The organism is Bacillus sp. ISL-7 (assembly GCF_018613065.1).
The window spans coordinates 167,599-184,026 of sequence record NZ_JAGGQW010000034.1; the positions used below are offsets into that span (position 1 = coordinate 167,599).

The window sequence follows — 16,428 nt, forward strand, 5'->3', positions numbered from 1 at the left end:
TATTTGCTTGTAATGACCAAGCATGTCAAATTATAGTAATAAGTAGTATAGGTTTTATTACAAAGGAAAAGATATAAAGAAAAATGTTTACATATTGTTAAGTATGATCTTTGAACAGTTAAGGAGGAATGTAAATGGCCACTGCTACAGAAAAAATAACACAACTTAATGGGTATAAACTACACTTTATACCAACAGAAAAATATAAAACGAATACATTGATTTGGAAGATGAAAGCACCATTAACAAAGGAGGATGTCACCAAACGCGCTCTTCTTCCTCAAGTATTGCAAAGCAGCACTAAAAAGTATCCTACAACCACGGCACTTCGGTCGTATCTCGATGAGTTATATGGTGCCACCTTTTTTGTAGACCTCTCGAAAAAAGGTGAAAACCATATAATGAGTTTCTCCATCGAAATTGCCAATGAAAAATTCTTAAATGATCCTAGCCCATTATTAAAAAAAGGGTTTGAATTGTTAGCCGAAATATTAACCAATCCAAATATTCAGGGTAATGCATTTGACCATGATACTGTAGAAAAAGAGAAGCGGACACAAAAACAAAGGATCCAATCAGTTTTTGACGATAAAATGCGCTACTCGAATGTCCGACTAATACAAGAAATGTGTAAAGGTGAACCTTATGCCTTAGAGGTTAATGGAGATGCGGCAGATGTAGAAGCCATTACACCTGAGAATCTATATGAATATTACAAAAACGCTTTTTTAAATGATGAAATGGATTTATATATCATCGGGGATGTAAACGAAGAAGAGGTAAAGAATTATGCTGCTGAACTTTTACATTTTGAGGGCAGAAAACCGAAAAAGTTAGTACCACAGGAAATAAACCGAAAAAGTCAGGTACAGGAAATAAAAGAAGAACAAGATGTAAAACAAGGTAAATTAAATATTGGTTATCGGACAAATATCGTCTATGGAGACCCAGAATATTTTGCCTTGCAGGTGTTTAACGGAATTTTTGGGGGGTTTTCGCATTCCAAATTATTTATTAATGTACGGGAAAAAGCAAGCCTTGCTTATTATGCGGCGAGCCGTCTTGAAAGTCACAAAGGCTTGATGATGGTTATGTCAGGCATTGATTTAAAGAATTATGACCAGGCAGTTGGAATTATTCATGATCAATTAGAGGCAATGAAAAATGGTGATTTCACAGACCAAGAACTCGTACAAACCAAGGCAGTGATTCAAAATCAAATTCTTGAGACGATAGACACATCAAGAGGACTTACGGAAATTCTATATCATAACGTCGTGGCCGATGCAAATATTAATTTGGATACATGGCTGCAAGAAATGCAAAAAGTAACGAAAGAAGAAATTGTAGAAGTTGCAAAAAAAATCGTAATTGATACCATATACTTCTTAACTGGAACGGAGGCGGGCAAATAGATGGAGAAAATAACTTTTGACCAGCTTCAGGAAGAGCTTTATCATGAAAAACTAGCCAATGGACTAAATGTATATATCTTGCCTAAAAAGGGTTTTAATAAAACCTTTGCTACCTTTACGACGAAATATGGTTCTGTTGATAATACATTTGTTCCATTAGGAAAAGAGGAGTATGTTAAAGTACCAGACGGCATAGCTCACTTTTTAGAACATAAGCTTTTTGAAAAGGAAGACGGTGATGTTTTCCAGCAATTTAGCCGTCAAGGGGCATCCGCAAATGCTTTTACCTCCTTTACACGGACTGCTTATTTATTTTCAAGCACCTCTGAAGTTGAAAAGAACCTTGAAACACTCGTTGATTTTGTTCAGGATCCTTATTTTTCAGAAAAAACGGTCGAAAAAGAAAAAGGGATTATTGGGCAAGAAATCACAATGTATGATGATAATGCAGATTGGCGCTTATACTTTGGATTAATCCAAAATCTATATCAGAATCATCCAGTTAAGATTGATATAGCAGGTACAATTGAGTCTATTTCACATATTACAAAAGATTGGCTATATGAATGCTATAACACCTTCTATCACCCGAGCAACATGCTGTTATTTATTGTTGGCCCAGTGGACCCCAACAGTTTCATGAACCAAGTGAAAGAAAATCAAGCAAAAAAAGAATACAAGGATATGCCTGAAATCAAGCGGAAATTTGAAACAGAACCACCACAAGCAGCCGAAAAGAAACAAGTACTTGAAATGAATGTTCAAACGTCAAAATGCTTACTAGGTATTAAAGCACTTCATATCGACCAAACAGGCGATGAATTGCTTAAAAATGAATTAACAATGAATGTTTTACTGGATCTATTGTTTGGAAAAAGCTCAGAAAATTATAATCAGTTGTATAATGAAGGTTTAATTGATGAAACCTTTTCCTTTGATTACACGCAGGAACAAGGCTTTGGGTTTGCGATGATTGGCGGGGATACAGGTGAACCTGATAAGCTGGCTGAAACACTAGAAAAAATGCTTTTGAAGGCTAAAAGCCAAATGATCTTTGATGAAGAGCAATTGGAAAGAGCGAAAAGAAAGAAGATAGGTGCATTTCTACGAGCGATCAATTCACCTGAATATATCGCAAATCAATTTACTCGCTATGCATTTAATGATATGAATCTTTTTGATGTTGTTCCAACACTTGAAAAAATCACCTTAAACGATGTGCAATCACTAGCATCTCAGGTGATCTCGGAAGAACGCTTTTCAGTTTGCCAAGTAGTTCCAAAGAAAAAATAGAAAAGTGAGGCGTCGTAACACGGCGCTTTTTCTTCGTATAAAAGTTTTTTTATTAGAGAGAGAGTGAAGAAATGAAATATGCACTGATCACTGGGGCAAGTGGTGGAATAGGACAAGCCATTGCGCTTAAACTCGCTGAAAAAGGCTATCATTTGTATCTGCATTATAATAAAAATGAACAATCGATTCGAGACCTAATCGAAAAACTGCAGCCATACGGTGGAGAGTATATTCCTATCCAAGCAGACTTTGGCGGTCCTAATGGATATAAGAAAGTCTACTCTGAGGTTTTTTCGCTAGACGCCATCATCCATTGCGGTGGAATCAGTCAATATGGACTTCTTATTGATTTGCAACAGTCTGAAGCAGAGGCATTAATGAATGTTCACGTACTAAATCCATTAATGCTGACCAAAGAGCTCCTGCCGAATTTACTTGTTAAAGGGAAAGGGAACATTGTCGTGATTACATCCATTTGGGGTCAAACAGGTGCGGCCTGTGAAGTGGCCTATTCTACCGCAAAGGGTGCACAAATTGCCTTTGTAAAGGCATTAAGTAAAGAATTAGCAATGAATGGCATTCGCGTTAATGCGATCGCCCCTGGTGCGATCGAGACACCAATGATGGAAAGTTTTTCACAAGAAGAGGTGGATCAGATTTCTTATGAGATACCTATGGGAAGACTTGGTCAGCCCGAAGAAATAGCAAGGAGTGTCGCTTTTTTGCTCTCAGATGAATCTTCCTATATGACAGGCCAAGTCCTTGCGTTAAATGGTGGCTGGTATACATAAAATTCACAAGTTATTCATGTATAGTTCCTTTCACTTCATCGCAAAATAAACTTGTACTAATTTAAAGGAGGGAAAACAATGTCTGTTTTAGATAACTGGAAACAGTGGGAGGACTTTCTTGCTGATCGTCTTCACCATGCACAAAATGAAGGTATGAGTGAGGGAGCAATTAATAATCTTGCCTTTCAAATTGGTGATTATTTATCAAGCCAAGTAGAGCCAAAAAACGAACAAGAAAGAATTCTTTCTGATCTTTGGTCTGTTGCTGATAAAGAAGAACAACAAGCTATTGCAAATATCATGGTTAAATTGATTCAAAATAATGGCGCCCGCTAAAAGAGAGGAGGTTTCTCCTCTCAGATTGTCGAGAAAGGGTATTTTTCTCGGCAATTTTTTATTCTCAGCATTTAATTATTCATTGTACCTGCTAATGGGTCTGTTGATTTCAGCTCCAGGCACTTCGCTTTCCGCGGGCGGTCCGGGGAGCCTCCTCGGCGCTAGTGCCTGCGGGGTCTCCCCAGCCCCGTCCTCCCGCAGGAGTCTGCGTCCCTTCCGCAGAAAGCAACAGGGAGGTAATCAACCTAAAGAATTGCAACACACTTTTTCTAGCCTTGCTAATTGTGTTGCAATCTTTTTCATATTTTGGCAGGCTGCCGTAAGGACAGCCTGTTCGTTGCTTTCTTCAATCCCCGTAACCGGCTTAGGTAAGGAACAGAATCATGAACATTTCCAGGAGTAACATATACCTCGGTAATAATGTTAAATTTCATATCAGTAGTCCGGTGATCGAGATAACAAACATTTCCTGCTTATTTTCACGAGACATAAATCCACATTCAGGATCAGTGGTACTAACCCGAATTTCTTTAGTTTCCTTCACTTCTTCCCTTTCCTTTAACTGCTTTTTTCCGTGAGCTAATCTGTCCTCTTCTACGGCTTTATTCAATTCATCAAAATATTCACGAGTCTCTACTTCAATTTCTTGTTTTGTGAATTTATGTTTATTAGCGTTAGCCTTTAAATGAGTAGAATCCGAAAATAAGACACGACCACCTACCATTTTGTGATTCATTGCCTGGAGCGCAAATCAACAGACATGTTGCAAAGCCTATATATTAATAATATTATAATAAATTAACGCGGTGAATGGTTAAAGTTATTGTAGAAAATAAGAGGCTGTCGAAAGTTTCTCGACAGCCTGAGAGAGGAGGTTTCTCCTCTCTTTTTGTATGTATAAATCTATAAACTCCATTAAAGAAACGAATATCTGTGTTTTTACTTTCATCTTCATCCAAAATCATTTATTATAGGGGTTAGATGCTGAAATGCAGAAAAGTGTCGAAACTTCTTTATAGGAGGTTTATATCGTGAAAAAAGAATGGTATTTAGAATATGAGATTCAAAAGAACCGTCCAGGGCTATTGGGTGACATTTCATCCCTATTGGGTATGCTTTCTATTAATATTGTGACGATTAATGGTGTGGATGAAGGAAGACGTGGTTTGCTCATTTTAGCAAAAGACGATGATCAAATTAAACGACTAGAGTCAATTTTACATACTATGGACACAATAAAACTAATTAAACTTAGGGAACCAAAACTGCGTGACAGGCTTGCAGTTAGACATGGCCGATATATTCAAAGAGATGCTGATGATAAAAAAACCTTCCGCTTTGTAAGGAATGAACTTGGCTTATTAGTTGATTTTATGGCAGAATTATTTAAGCAGGAGGGACATAAACTGATTGGTATTCGTGGAATGCCACGGGTAGGTAAAACAGAATCGTTAGTTGCAGCGAGTGTTTGTGCAAATAAACGTTGGTTATTTGTTTCATCGACACTGTTAAAACAAACAATCCGCAATCAATTAATTGAAGATGAGTACAACGAAAATAATCTATTTATTCTTGATGGAATAGTATCAACAAAACGAGCAAATGAACGTCATTGGCAGCTTGTCCGAGAAATAATGCGTCTGCCATCAGTAAAAGTAATCGAGCACCCTGATGTCTTTGTACAAAACTCAGAATACACACTCGATGATTTTGATTATATTATCGAGCTTAGGAATGACGCGGAAGAAGAGATTACATATGAAGTCGTTGACCAGCATAACATGTTCTCCGGATCAGATTTTGGTGATTTTGATTTCTAATAAATTGGAAGGTGTTAACAGTTGACTGAATTAGGGAATCGACTAAAAGAAGCCCGATTAGCTAAAGGATTTAGCTTGGATGATGTCCAATCCATGACCAAAATTCAAAAGCGTTATTTAATTGGTATTGAAGAAGGTAATTATGCGAGCATGCCTGGAAATTTCTACGTGCGTGCATTTATTAAACAGTATGCTGAGGCTTTAAGCCTCAATCCTGATGAAATCTTTGAAACCTATAAAGGCGAAATTCCTGCTACCTATAATGATGATTTACCCCAGCAATTGTCTAGAGTGAAAACACACAAAACAATTACTGAAGGTAATTCCAAAATATTTGATATTCTGCCAAAGGTATTAATCGGTGTTTTTGTAATTGGTGCTGCAAGCCTTTTATATTACTTTATATCAAATCATGCTGGTGGAAATTCCAATGAATCAATTAGTAAGCAGAATGAACCCGTTAAAATTGTTACATCGAAGAATCTTGAAAAAGTAAAAGCTGATGATAAAGATAATCATAAAGTAAATGAGGAACAGAAGGATAATACAGTACAGGAAGAGGAACAAACAACGGTAGAAGAAACACCTAAACAAGAAATTACAGCAGTTCAAAGCAGCGGCAGGAATTCAACCTATGAATTAAAAAATGCAGATAAATTTATTGTGAAGTTGGTTTCTAAAGGTCAAACCTGGGTTAGTATTAAAAATGGAAAAGGGAAATCCTTTTTTCAAGGGCTTCTAAAAACAGGTACAACTGAGAGCCAGACAGAAGATTTATCAGCAGAAAGTATGGCTGTGATCAGGGTTGGAAATGCTGCTGACACTGAAATTTATGTGAATGACCAAAAGCTCGAGTATGCAGTCCCAGCGACTGCGAATGTTCAGAACATAACGATTCAATATGTTCTGAAAGACGAATAGTCATCTGTAGATGACTATTTTTCACTTTTAATAAATAAACGGAGGAAAACTATGAATATTCCGAATAGAATAACGGTATCAAGAATATTATTAATTCCAATATTTTTGATTATTATGCTTGCTCCTTTTAAATGGGGCGACATGCAACTTCTTGGGACCGTACTTCCAGTTACCCATTTTGTCGGTGCATTGATCTTCATTTTAGCCTCTGTAACTGACTGGGTTGACGGCCATTATGCCCGTAAATATAACCTTGTCACCAATATGGGGAAATTTCTTGACCCATTAGCTGACAAATTACTCGTATCGGCTGCACTTATTGTTTTAGTTGAACTGAATGATGTTTATGCACCTTCATGGTTAGTCATTATTATTATTAGCAGGGAGTTTGCAGTAACAGGTTTACGCCTCTTGCTTGCAGGGGAAGGCGAAGTTGTTGCGGCTAATATGCTCGGCAAAATTAAAACATGGGCGCAAATTGTCGCGATATCATCGCTCTTATTACATAATATAATTTTTGCAATGATACCATTCCGTTTTGATATAGTGTCATTATGGGTGGCTTTAATTTTTACTATCTGGTCTGGCTGGGATTATTTTGCAAAAAATAGTCATGTCCTAAAAAATTCAAAGTAAACTTAATTCTATTATGTTGTAAAGGAAGATGAATTGCTATGAATGCTGAGATTATTGCAGTTGGTTCGGAGTTATTGCTCGGTCAAATTGTTAATACGAATGCGAGATTTTTGTCTCAGCAATTAGCTGGGCTTGGTATTAATGTCTATTTTCATACAGTTGTCGGTGATAATCCTGACAGGCTAAAGTCTGCAATTGAAATAGCCCAAAAGCGTGCAGAGATTATAATATTTTCTGGCGGGCTTGGGCCTACAAAGGATGATTTGACGAAGGAAACGATTGCTCGTCAGCTTGGTAAAGAACTCGTTATCGATGAAACGGCGTTAGCATCGATTGAACTTTTTTTTAAGCGGACCAATCGTGTAATGACAGAAAATAACCGAAAGCAGGCACTCGTATTAGCAGGATCTCACATTCTCCCAAATGATCATGGGATGGCGCCTGGCATGGTAGTAGAATCCGGCGGTCATACGTATATGCTGCTGCCTGGCCCGCCAAAGGAAATGGAACCGATGTTTCTCCAGTATGGAACCCAGGCTCTTTCTACAAGAAACAAGTCTAACGAGAGAATTGTCTCAAGGGTGTTAAGGTTTTTTGGGATTGGAGAAGCAGCTCTGGAAACAGAAATTATTGATTTAATTGATGCGCAAAGCAATCCAACGATAGCCCCGCTGGCAGGAGATGGGGAGGTTACTTTACGACTGACAGCCAAACATGTGGACGAAAATGCAGCACAGGCTATGCTGGATGAACTAGAAAAGACGATAAATCAGCGTCTTGGTGCATTTTTATATGGCTATGATAATACGTCGCTTTTGATAGAAGTAATGAAATCTTTAAAAGAAAGAAACTTAACTATTACTGCCGCTGAGAGTTTAACAGGAGGACTATTCCAGCAAGAGTTAACATCAATTTCAGGTGCAAGTTCAGTGTTTTACGGTGGTATAGTTTGTTATTCAAATGAAGTGAAACGACAGCTATTAGATGTACAGGAAGAAACGCTTAAAACACATGGTGCGGTAAGTGAACAATGTGCTAGAGAGCTGGCCGAAAATGCTTCAAAGGTATTTAAAACCGATATTGGGATTAGTTTTACGGGTGTTGCTGGTCCTGAAGAACTTGAAGGCAAGCCAGTTGGTACAATTTATATAGGCATTGCAATTAAGGGAAAGCCGACAATTGTAGAAAAGATTACCCTTGGCGGAACAAGGGAAGCGAACCGGAGCCGTGCAGTGAAATTTGGCTGCTATTTTCTCCTTCGAATTTTAAAAGAGTCACAGAATGCTAATTAGCGTTCTGTGACTTTTTTGGATAAACAAGAATTGGGAAAAAGGTCTGAAAATTGACGAAATTATCCTTTTCGGACTACTAAAAATGCAAAATGATTCAAAAGGGTGGGGGATTTTCCTTTTTTTACAACGATTTTGTTTTGAAAATAAACGAATGAATGTTCGTTTATTTACTCGACAAATATCCGAAAAGCGGTTATATTATTAGTAGGAATTAATTTAATAGATTATAGCAATTTGCTTGTGTTTATATAAGGGAGGAAAAGATTCGTGAGTAATGATCGTAAAGCGGCCTTAGAAATGGCGTTAAAGCAAATAGAAAAGCAATTTGGTAAAGGTTCTGTCATGAAAATGGGAGAGAAAACAGATACGAGGATTTTAACGAGTCCGAGTGGCTCGTTAGCACTTGATGCAGCACTTGGAGTGGGTGGATATCCTAGAGGGCGTATTATCGAAGTTTATGGTCCTGAGAGCTCAGGTAAAACTACGGTTGCTTTGCATGCGATTGCTGAAGTCCAAGCAAATGGCGGACAAGCAGCATTTATAGATGCTGAACATGCCCTTGACCCAGCGTATGCCCAAAAATTAGGTGTTAACATTGATGAGTTATTGCTATCACAGCCAGATACGGGTGAACAAGCGCTTGAAATCGCAGAAGCATTAGTACGAAGTGGTGCAATTGATATTATTGTAGTCGACTCTGTAGCAGCATTAGTTCCAAAAGCGGAAATTGAAGGCGAAATGGGAGATTCTCACATGGGCTTACAGGCTCGTTTGATGTCGCAAGCCCTACGTAAATTATCTGGAGCCATCAATAAATCGAAGACCATCGCCATCTTTATTAACCAAGTGCGCGAAAAAATTGGCGTTATGTTTGGAAACCCCGAGACAACACCAGGTGGACGTGCATTGAAATTCTATTCCACCGTCCGTATTGAAGTTCGTCGTGCAGAGGCGTTAAAGCAGGGAAATGATATTGTAGGTAATAAGACGAAGATAAAAATAGTTAAGAATAAAGTCGCTCCTCCTTTCCGTACGGCTGAAGTAGATATCATGTATGGTGAAGGAATTTCTAAAGAAGGCGAAATCATTGATCTAGGTGCAGAATTAGATATCGTTGAAAAGAGCGGGTCATGGTACTCCTATAATTCTGAAAGATTAGGTCAAGGCCGTGAAAATGCAAAGCTATACTTGAAGGAAAATCCAGATGTTCGCCTCGAAATTCAAGGGAAAATCCGTGAACATTATGGTTTAGATGGTGAAAAATTTGTCACTGAGAAAGACGATGATGAACAATTTGAATTAATAGACTAATGTAGATGAGCAAAGCTATTTATGGTTTTGCTCTTTTTTTACATAATGTTATTTTTATACCAAGTTTTATTTGTTAAAATCCAATGGATTTTAGCATTTAGGATGAATAAATGATGTCCTATTCTAAATATTTCAAAAAGCCAATAGGACTAAGCCTTGACAATGAATATTCCCACCTTTACAATTAACATGTATATTTTACATTTTTGGTATTATTACAATTCGAAAAAAGCCTTGGTGCTTGCTGTATGTTGAGTCTAAACAATGTACATGCCGACACTTAAAAAATGTAACAAAAGTTCATAGCAAGAGGAGGTGTAACGATGGAACCAATTACAATCATCTCCATTTTGCTTGGCCTTATCGTCGGTGCCGTTGTTGGCTATTTTGTTCATAAATCCATTGCTGATGCAAAAGTAGCAGGTGCAAAGAATGCTGCAGAGCAGATTCTTGAAGATGCTAAACGTGATGCTGATTCATTGAAAAAGGAAGCTTTGCTAGAAGCAAAGGATGAAATTCACAAGCTTCGGACTGAAGCAGAGCGTGAGGTTCGTGAACGAAGAAATGAAATGCAAAAACAAGAAAACCGTTTACTGCAAAGAGAAGAGAATTTAGATCGAAAAGAGGAAACGTTAAACAAGCGTGAAAATCTTTTAGAAAAGAAGGATGATTCTCTAAACCAAAGACAACAGCATATTGAAGAGATGGAAAGCAAAGTGGACGAGTTAGTACGAAAACAACAAACTGAACTCGAACGAATATCGAGCTTAACGCGCGAGGAAGCAAAAACAATCATTATTGATCGAATGGAGCAGGAACTTACCCATGACACTGCGATAATGATCAAGGAGAGCGAAAATCGTGCAAAAGAGGAAGCCGACAAGAAAGCAAAGGAAATACTTTCGTTAGCAATCCAGCGTTGCGCTGCTGACCATGTTGCGGAAACGACTGTCTCTGTCGTCAACCTGCCAAATGACGAAATGAAGGGCCGTATTATTGGCCGTGAAGGAAGAAATATTCGTACGCTTGAAACGTTAACAGGAATTGATTTAATCATTGATGATACTCCTGAAGCTGTCATTCTATCAGGTTTTGATCCTATTCGTCGCGAAACGGCTCGCTTAGCACTGGAGAAATTGGTCCAAGACGGGCGTATCCATCCGGCACGCATTGAGGAAATGGTAGAAAAATCACGTCGTGAAGTAGATGAGTATATCCGTGAAGTGGGTGAGCAAACCACCTTTGAAGTGGGTGTTCATGGACTTCATCCAGATCTGATCAAAATTCTTGGTCGCTTAAAATTCCGTACTAGTTACGGGCAAAACGTATTAAAGCATTCTATGGAAGTTGCGCAACTGTCTGGTTTACTTGCCGCTGAACTTGGCCAAGATGAAACTTTGGCACGTCGTGCGGGCTTGCTTCATGATATTGGGAAAGCCATCGACCATGAAGTAGAAGGCAGTCATGTTGAAATTGGTGTTGAACTTGCAACCAAATACAAGGAACATCCGGTAGTAATCAATAGTATTGCTTCCCATCATGGGGATACAGAGGCAACATCTATCATATCCGTTTTAGTTGCAGCAGCAGATGCCTTATCAGCTGCAAGACCAGGTGCACGTAGTGAGACGCTTGAAAACTATATTCGCCGTCTTGAAAAGTTAGAGGAGATTTCGGAATCCTATGAAGGTGTAGAGAAATCCTTTGCCATTCAAGCAGGTCGAGAGGTACGTATTATAGTTAGACCGGATTCAGTTGATGATCTTGCTGCTCATCGATTAGCACGCGATATTCGTAAGCGCATTGAAGAAGAGCTTGATTATCCAGGTCATATTAAAGTGACAGTTATTCGTGAGACACGGGCTGTTGAATACGCAAAATAAAGCGGTGCGCATGCACCGCTTTATTTTTTGCAGCACCTTATCCGATTAAATAAAGTCTGAATGTGATACAATTTATACAATAACAATTTTTTTAACGAAAGGAACAAAAATGAATCTACTTTTTATCGGTGATGTCGTCGGTTCACCAGGCCGGGATATGGTAAAGGAATATTTGCCAAAATTAAAAGAAAAATATCGTCCTCATTTTACTATTATCAATGGGGAGAATGCAGCAGGAGGCAAGGGGATTACTGAAAAAATCTATCGTGAATTCTTAGGGTATGGGGCACAGGCAGTAACACTAGGTAACCACTCATGGGATAATCGTGAAATTTTTGAATTTATCGGTACTGCAAAAAATATGGTTAGACCAGCAAATTTTCCAGAAGGAACACCAGGGAAAGGTATGGCATTTTTTAAAGTCAATGATTTAGAAGTTGCCGTTATTAATCTGCAGGGTCGAACCTTTATGGCTCCATTGGATTGTCCTTTTAAGAAAGCTGACGAATTAGTTGAAATAGCCAGGGAGAGAACCCCATATATTTTTGTGGATTTTCATGCGGAAGTAACAAGTGAGAAACAGGCAATGGGTTGGTATTTAGATGGAAGGGTCTCTGCCGTTGTGGGGACACATACACATGTTCAAACGGCCGATAACCGGGTTTTACCGGGAGGCACAGGATATTTATCTGATGTAGGGATGACAGGGCCCTATGATGGCATTTTAGGGGTGGAGAGAGAAGCAGTCCTTAAAAGGTTCCTAACCAGCCTGCCAGTCCGGTTTGAAGTGGCAACCGCAGGAAGAAATCAGTTAAGTGCAGTTATGATTGAATTAGATCGTAAAACAGGCTTAACAAAAAAGATACAGCCCATTTTAATAAATGATGACCATCCGTTTTACTCTTAAGAGCAAATTTCATTTGCTCTTATTTTTTTGTTACTAAATATCTTTGAACAGTGTCTAGCTCAAGCGCCCAGCAGCTAGTGGACTTCGCTCTTTTCCCTACGATAAGTCAATATCGAGTCGCTTCGCTCTCCGTGTTTCCTTTATCTCAGTCAAAGCGCTCCAGTCCATATCTGCTAACCGGGCGCCTCCGCTTTTCTAATTTTTTTGTCCAAGCCGGAATATGTTTTTTGACAAATGAATATAGTAGCAGTGGAATGTTATAACCTGATTTGTTCATGAAACTGCTCATGCGGGATCGGGATTTTCTAAGGAGGAGCTAGAAATGGATATATTAAAAGTTTCAGCAAAATCTAATCCTAATTCTGTAGCTGGTGCGCTTGCCGGGGTTCTGCGTGAAAGAGGTGCAGCGGAAATACAGGCAATTGGGGCGGGTGCATTGAATCAAGCCGTAAAGGCAGTAGCGATTGCTCGAGGATTTGTAGCCCCTAGCGGAGTTGATTTAATCTGTATCCCTGCGTTTACCGATATTTTAATTGACGGGGAAGAACGCACAGCTATCAAACTAATTGTAGAACCACGTTGAAAGAGATAGACTATTTATAGGAGACCAAACAAAAGGACATTTACCTTTACCTGCTTGTTTTACAAGCAGGTATTTTTTAGGTTTTATTTCTCACTAATTGGTATTAAATGATATTGACTTATTAAAGTATTATTCTATCATAACCTTTAATAATTTTTAAAATTCAAATCATGAATGTGCATAGCTTGAATTAATATTGCAAAACGCCGTATAATGCGGATAAATCATGTCTTTTTATTTGTTATCTTGTAGAAAGCAAGTATATTTCAAATAATAAAAAAATATTCATATTTTAGACATTATTTCGCTTTTAAGGGTTGCAATTTTTAGTTCATAGGTCTAGAATTGTAAGCGTTTAGTACATAACCTTTCTACTTTTTATTAGTCTTTTTATATAAAATGGGCTAATTTCTAGTGATTTACTCGGAATAGTGCTAAACTAATAAATGGATCATCAAAACTACTTATTTTTACATATCCAAAGGGGTGTAAGTCATGATCAATCAACTTTCATGGAAAGTTGGAGGACAACAAGGGGAAGGTATTGAAAGTACTGGGGAAATCTTTGCTATTGCACTGAATCGCCTGGGATATTACTTGTATGGTTATCGTCACTTTTCTTCACGTATTAAAGGTGGTCATACCAACAATAAAATCAGAGTTAGTACTACAGAAGTTCGTTCTATTTCTGATGACTTAGATATCCTTGTAGCATTTGACCAGGAAACTATTGATGTAAACTACAAAGAATTACACAGTAATGGAGTAATCCTTGCTGATGCAAAATTCAATCCAAAGAAGCCGGAAGATACTGAAGCTGCATTGTATGCGGTTCCATTTACTGAAATTGCGACAGAGCTCGGAACTTCTCTAATGAAAAACATGGTTGCAATTGGTGCAACTTCTGCTGTATTAGACTTAGATATTCATGTGTTTGAAGTAGTAGTTCGCGAGATTTTTGGTAAAAAAGGCGACCAAGTAGTTGCAAAAAATATGGATGCGATCAAAGCTGGCTTTGATAAAATGAAGGAAAATCTTGCTGCTGGCATCCAAACAATGGAGCTTGAAAAGGCTGATGGCAAAAAACGGATGTTCATGATTGGAAATGACGCTATTGCTCTTGGAGCTATTGCAGGCGGATGCCGTTTTATGGCAGCCTACCCAATTACACCAGCTTCTGAAATAATGGAATATTTGATTAAAAAGCTACCTGCACTAGGTGGTACAGTTATTCAAACCGAAGATGAAATTGCTGCATGTACAATGGCAATTGGAGCAAACTACGGTGGTGTTCGTACAATAACTGCTTCAGCAGGTCCAGGATTATCTTTAAAAATGGAAGCAATTGGCCTTTCAGGTATTACTGAAACACCACTAGTAATTGTTGACACTCAACGAGGCGGTCCATCAACAGGATTACCAACTAAACAAGAACAATCAGACCTTATGGCGATGATTTATGGAACACATGGTGAAATCCCGAAAATTGTAATGGCTCCAAGCACTGTTGAAGAAGCATTCTATGATACAGCTGAAGCATTCAATTTAGCAGAAGAATATCAATGTCCAGTCATTATTTTATCTGACCTACAATTATCCTTGGGTAAACAAACGGTTGAACCATTAAATTATGACAAGGTTGAAATCAGACGTGGAAAATTGGTAACAGAAGACATACCTGCTAACGAAAACAATGCATATTTTAAACGCTATGAAGTAACAGAGGACGGGATTTCCCCACGTGTAATCCCTGGTATGAAAAATGGTATTCATCACGTAACAGGTGTCGAGCATGATGAGACTGGTAAACCATCGGAATCTGCTCCAAATCGAATTGCGCAAATGGATAAGCGTTTCCGTAAGGTCGAAAATATCCGCTTTAATACACCAGTATATAAAAATGTTAAGCACGAAGATGCTGATGTACTATTTGTAGGCTTTAACTCGACTCGTGGTGTTATTGAAGAAGCAATGACTCGTTTAGAGAAAGACGGCTTAAAAGTAAATCATGCCCATATTCGTTTGATCCATCCGTTCCCAACTGACGAAGTTCTTCCACTTGTTCGTTCTGCGAAGAAAGTTGTTGTAGTGGAAAACAATGCAACTGGACAATTAGCCAATATTATGAAAATGAATGTTGGACATGCTGAAAAAATTACTAAGCATCTTAAATATGATGGTAATCCGTTCCTACCACACGAAGTATATACAAAATGTAAGGAGTTGTTCTAAATGGCCACTTTTAAAGACTTTCGTAACAATGTAAAACCGAACTGGTGCCCTGGCTGTGGCGACTTCTCCGTACAAGCGGCTATGCAACGTGCGGCAGCAAATGTAGGCTTAGAGCCAGAAAACTTAGCTGTAATTTCTGGCATCGGCTGTTCAGGACGTATTTCCGGTTATATTAATTCATATGGCTTCCATGGGATTCATGGTCGTTCACTTCCAATCGCACAAGGTGTTAAAATGGCTAATCGTGATTTAACTGTTATCGCCTCTGGTGGTGACGGTGACGGTTATGCGATCGGGATGGGGCATACGATTCATGCCATTCGTCGTAATCTTGATATAACTTATATCGTTATGGATAACCAAATATATGGTTTGACTAAAGGTCAAACTTCTCCACGTTCAGCTACTGGCTTTAAAACAAAGTCAACACCGATGGGGTCGATTGAGCAATCAATTTCTCCTATGGAAATGGCGTTGACTGTAGGAGCAACATTTGTTGCACAAAGTTTCTCTACAGATCTAAAAGATTTAACTGCCTTAATTGAAGCCGGTTTAAAACACAAAGGATTTTCTTTAATCAATGTTTTCAGCCCTTGTGTTACCTATAATAAGGTGAACACCTATGATTGGTTTAAAGAAAATCTAACAAAACTTAGTGATATAGAGGGTTATGACCCTTCAAATCGCGAAGATGCAATGCAGACATTAATGAAGCATAATGGTCTTGTTACAGGACTTATTTATCAAAATACTGAGCGTAAGTCTTATCAAGAACTGATCACTGGCTACTCTGAAGCACCGTTAGCAAAAGCTGACCTTAATCTCGACCAAAATTATTTTGATAAATTAGTTTCTGAATTTATCTAATGATAGTAACAAAATCCCGTGACTTGACGTCACGGGATTTTCTATTGTTTTCAATCAAGTTAACCTTTATACTATAATAATGTGCGGAGAAAGTCTGGAGTCTTCATTCATCTTTTGCACAGATTAAAATCTTAAAAATTT

The 16,428-nt window shown here is 38.3% G+C and carries 14 protein-coding genes and 1 pseudogene; 14 read left to right on the plus strand and 1 reads right to left on the minus strand.

Going from position 1 to position 16,428, the window contains the following annotated elements:
• Positions 1 to 134 precede the first annotated feature (134 nt).
• The 4 genes from yfmF (at position 135) to J7E66_RS12530 (ending at position 3,835) form a co-directional block, all read left to right on the plus strand.
• Positions 135 to 1,415, plus strand: a complete 1,281-nt coding sequence (yfmF, locus tag J7E66_RS12515) for an EF-P 5-aminopentanol modification-associated protein YfmF (RefSeq protein WP_215000408.1) — start codon at positions 135 to 137, stop codon at positions 1,413 to 1,415.
• A complete protein-coding gene (yfmH, locus tag J7E66_RS12520; RefSeq protein ID WP_215000410.1) occupies positions 1,416 to 2,708 on the plus strand; it encodes an EF-P 5-aminopentanol modification-associated protein YfmH in 1,293 nt (430 codons plus the stop codon).
• Positions 2,709 to 2,779: 71 nt separating this feature from the next.
• A complete protein-coding gene (gene ymfI, locus J7E66_RS12525; protein ID WP_215000411.1) occupies positions 2,780 to 3,499 on the plus strand; it encodes an elongation factor P 5-aminopentanone reductase in 720 nt (239 codons plus the stop codon).
• Positions 3,500 to 3,577: 78 nt separating this feature from the next.
• On the plus strand, positions 3,578 to 3,835 hold the full coding sequence (locus tag J7E66_RS12530; protein ID WP_215000413.1) for a DUF3243 domain-containing protein: 258 nt from the start codon (positions 3,578 to 3,580) through the stop codon (positions 3,833 to 3,835).
• 356 nt (positions 3,836 to 4,191) lie between these two features.
• On the opposite strand, the pseudogene J7E66_RS12535 reads toward J7E66_RS12530, so the two are convergent.
• A pseudogene (locus J7E66_RS12535) lies at positions 4,192 to 4,580 on the minus strand (IS5/IS1182 family transposase); the annotation flags it as partial.
• Between the two features lie 283 nt (positions 4,581 to 4,863).
• On the opposite strand from J7E66_RS12535, the gene J7E66_RS12540 reads away from it, so the two are divergent.
• The 10 genes from J7E66_RS12540 to J7E66_RS12585 all read left to right on the plus strand — a co-directional run bounded on the left by J7E66_RS12540 (position 4,864) and on the right by J7E66_RS12585 (position 16,287).
• Complete coding sequence (locus J7E66_RS12540) at positions 4,864 to 5,655, plus strand: DUF3388 domain-containing protein (RefSeq protein WP_088086418.1); 792 nt, start codon at positions 4,864 to 4,866, stop codon at positions 5,653 to 5,655.
• A 21-nt stretch (positions 5,656 to 5,676) separates the two neighbouring features.
• Positions 5,677 to 6,576 carry a helix-turn-helix domain-containing protein gene (locus J7E66_RS12545; RefSeq protein ID WP_215000415.1) on the plus strand — a complete coding sequence of 300 codons (900 nt, stop codon included), beginning with the start codon at positions 5,677 to 5,679 and terminating at the stop codon, positions 6,574 to 6,576.
• Positions 6,577 to 6,627: 51 nt separating this feature from the next.
• On the plus strand, positions 6,628 to 7,212 hold the full coding sequence (gene pgsA / locus J7E66_RS12550; RefSeq protein ID WP_215000417.1) for a CDP-diacylglycerol--glycerol-3-phosphate 3-phosphatidyltransferase: 585 nt from the start codon (positions 6,628 to 6,630) through the stop codon (positions 7,210 to 7,212).
• A 38-nt stretch (positions 7,213 to 7,250) separates the two neighbouring features.
• Positions 7,251 to 8,504 carry a competence/damage-inducible protein A gene (locus J7E66_RS12555; protein ID WP_215000419.1) on the plus strand — a complete coding sequence of 418 codons (1,254 nt, stop codon included), beginning with the start codon at positions 7,251 to 7,253 and terminating at the stop codon, positions 8,502 to 8,504.
• Between the two features lie 267 nt (positions 8,505 to 8,771).
• The gene (recA, locus tag J7E66_RS12560) at positions 8,772 to 9,815 is read left to right on the plus strand and encodes a recombinase RecA (RefSeq protein ID WP_088086422.1); all 1,044 of its coding nucleotides are present in this window, start codon (positions 8,772 to 8,774) and stop codon (positions 9,813 to 9,815) included.
• A 323-nt stretch (positions 9,816 to 10,138) separates the two neighbouring features.
• Positions 10,139 to 11,698, plus strand: a complete 1,560-nt coding sequence (gene rny, locus J7E66_RS12565; RefSeq protein ID WP_215000421.1) for a ribonuclease Y — start codon at positions 10,139 to 10,141, stop codon at positions 11,696 to 11,698.
• Between the two features lie 109 nt (positions 11,699 to 11,807).
• Positions 11,808 to 12,605, plus strand: a complete 798-nt coding sequence (locus tag J7E66_RS12570) for a TIGR00282 family metallophosphoesterase (protein ID WP_168242804.1) — start codon at positions 11,808 to 11,810, stop codon at positions 12,603 to 12,605.
• Positions 12,606 to 12,927: 322 nt separating this feature from the next.
• A complete protein-coding gene (gene spoVS, locus J7E66_RS12575) occupies positions 12,928 to 13,188 on the plus strand; it encodes a stage V sporulation protein SpoVS (protein WP_026566505.1) in 261 nt (86 codons plus the stop codon).
• A gap of 495 nt (positions 13,189 to 13,683) precedes the next feature.
• Positions 13,684 to 15,420, plus strand: coding sequence for a 2-oxoacid:acceptor oxidoreductase subunit alpha (locus J7E66_RS12580; protein ID WP_215000423.1), 1,737 nt, complete (start codon positions 13,684 to 13,686; stop codon positions 15,418 to 15,420).
• Entirely contained in the window at positions 15,421 to 16,287 is an 867-nt protein-coding gene (locus tag J7E66_RS12585) for a 2-oxoacid:ferredoxin oxidoreductase subunit beta (RefSeq protein ID WP_214714479.1), read from the plus strand.
• Positions 16,288 to 16,428 lie beyond the last annotated feature (141 nt).

Bases quoted from the DNA above. Each gene is read 5' to 3' on its own strand.
- yfmF (WP_215000408.1), top strand. From the start codon at position 135: ATGGCCACTGCTACAGAAAAAATAACACAACTTAATGGGTATAAACTA.
- yfmH (WP_215000410.1), top strand. From the start codon at position 1,416: ATGGAGAAAATAACTTTTGACCAGCTTCAGGAAGAGCTTTATCATGAA.
- ymfI (WP_215000411.1), top strand. From the start codon at position 2,780: ATGAAATATGCACTGATCACTGGGGCAAGTGGTGGAATAGGACAAGCC.
- J7E66_RS12530 (WP_215000413.1), top strand. From the start codon at position 3,578: ATGTCTGTTTTAGATAACTGGAAACAGTGGGAGGACTTTCTTGCTGAT.
- pgsA (WP_215000417.1), top strand. From the start codon at position 6,628: ATGAATATTCCGAATAGAATAACGGTATCAAGAATATTATTAATTCCA.
- J7E66_RS12555 (WP_215000419.1), top strand. From the start codon at position 7,251: ATGAATGCTGAGATTATTGCAGTTGGTTCGGAGTTATTGCTCGGTCAA.
- rny (WP_215000421.1), top strand. From the start codon at position 10,139: ATGGAACCAATTACAATCATCTCCATTTTGCTTGGCCTTATCGTCGGT.
- J7E66_RS12570 (WP_168242804.1), top strand. From the start codon at position 11,808: ATGAATCTACTTTTTATCGGTGATGTCGTCGGTTCACCAGGCCGGGAT.
- spoVS (WP_026566505.1), top strand. From the start codon at position 12,928: ATGGATATATTAAAAGTTTCAGCAAAATCTAATCCTAATTCTGTAGCT.
- J7E66_RS12580 (WP_215000423.1), top strand. From the start codon at position 13,684: ATGATCAATCAACTTTCATGGAAAGTTGGAGGACAACAAGGGGAAGGT.
- J7E66_RS12585 (WP_214714479.1), top strand. From the start codon at position 15,421: ATGGCCACTTTTAAAGACTTTCGTAACAATGTAAAACCGAACTGGTGC.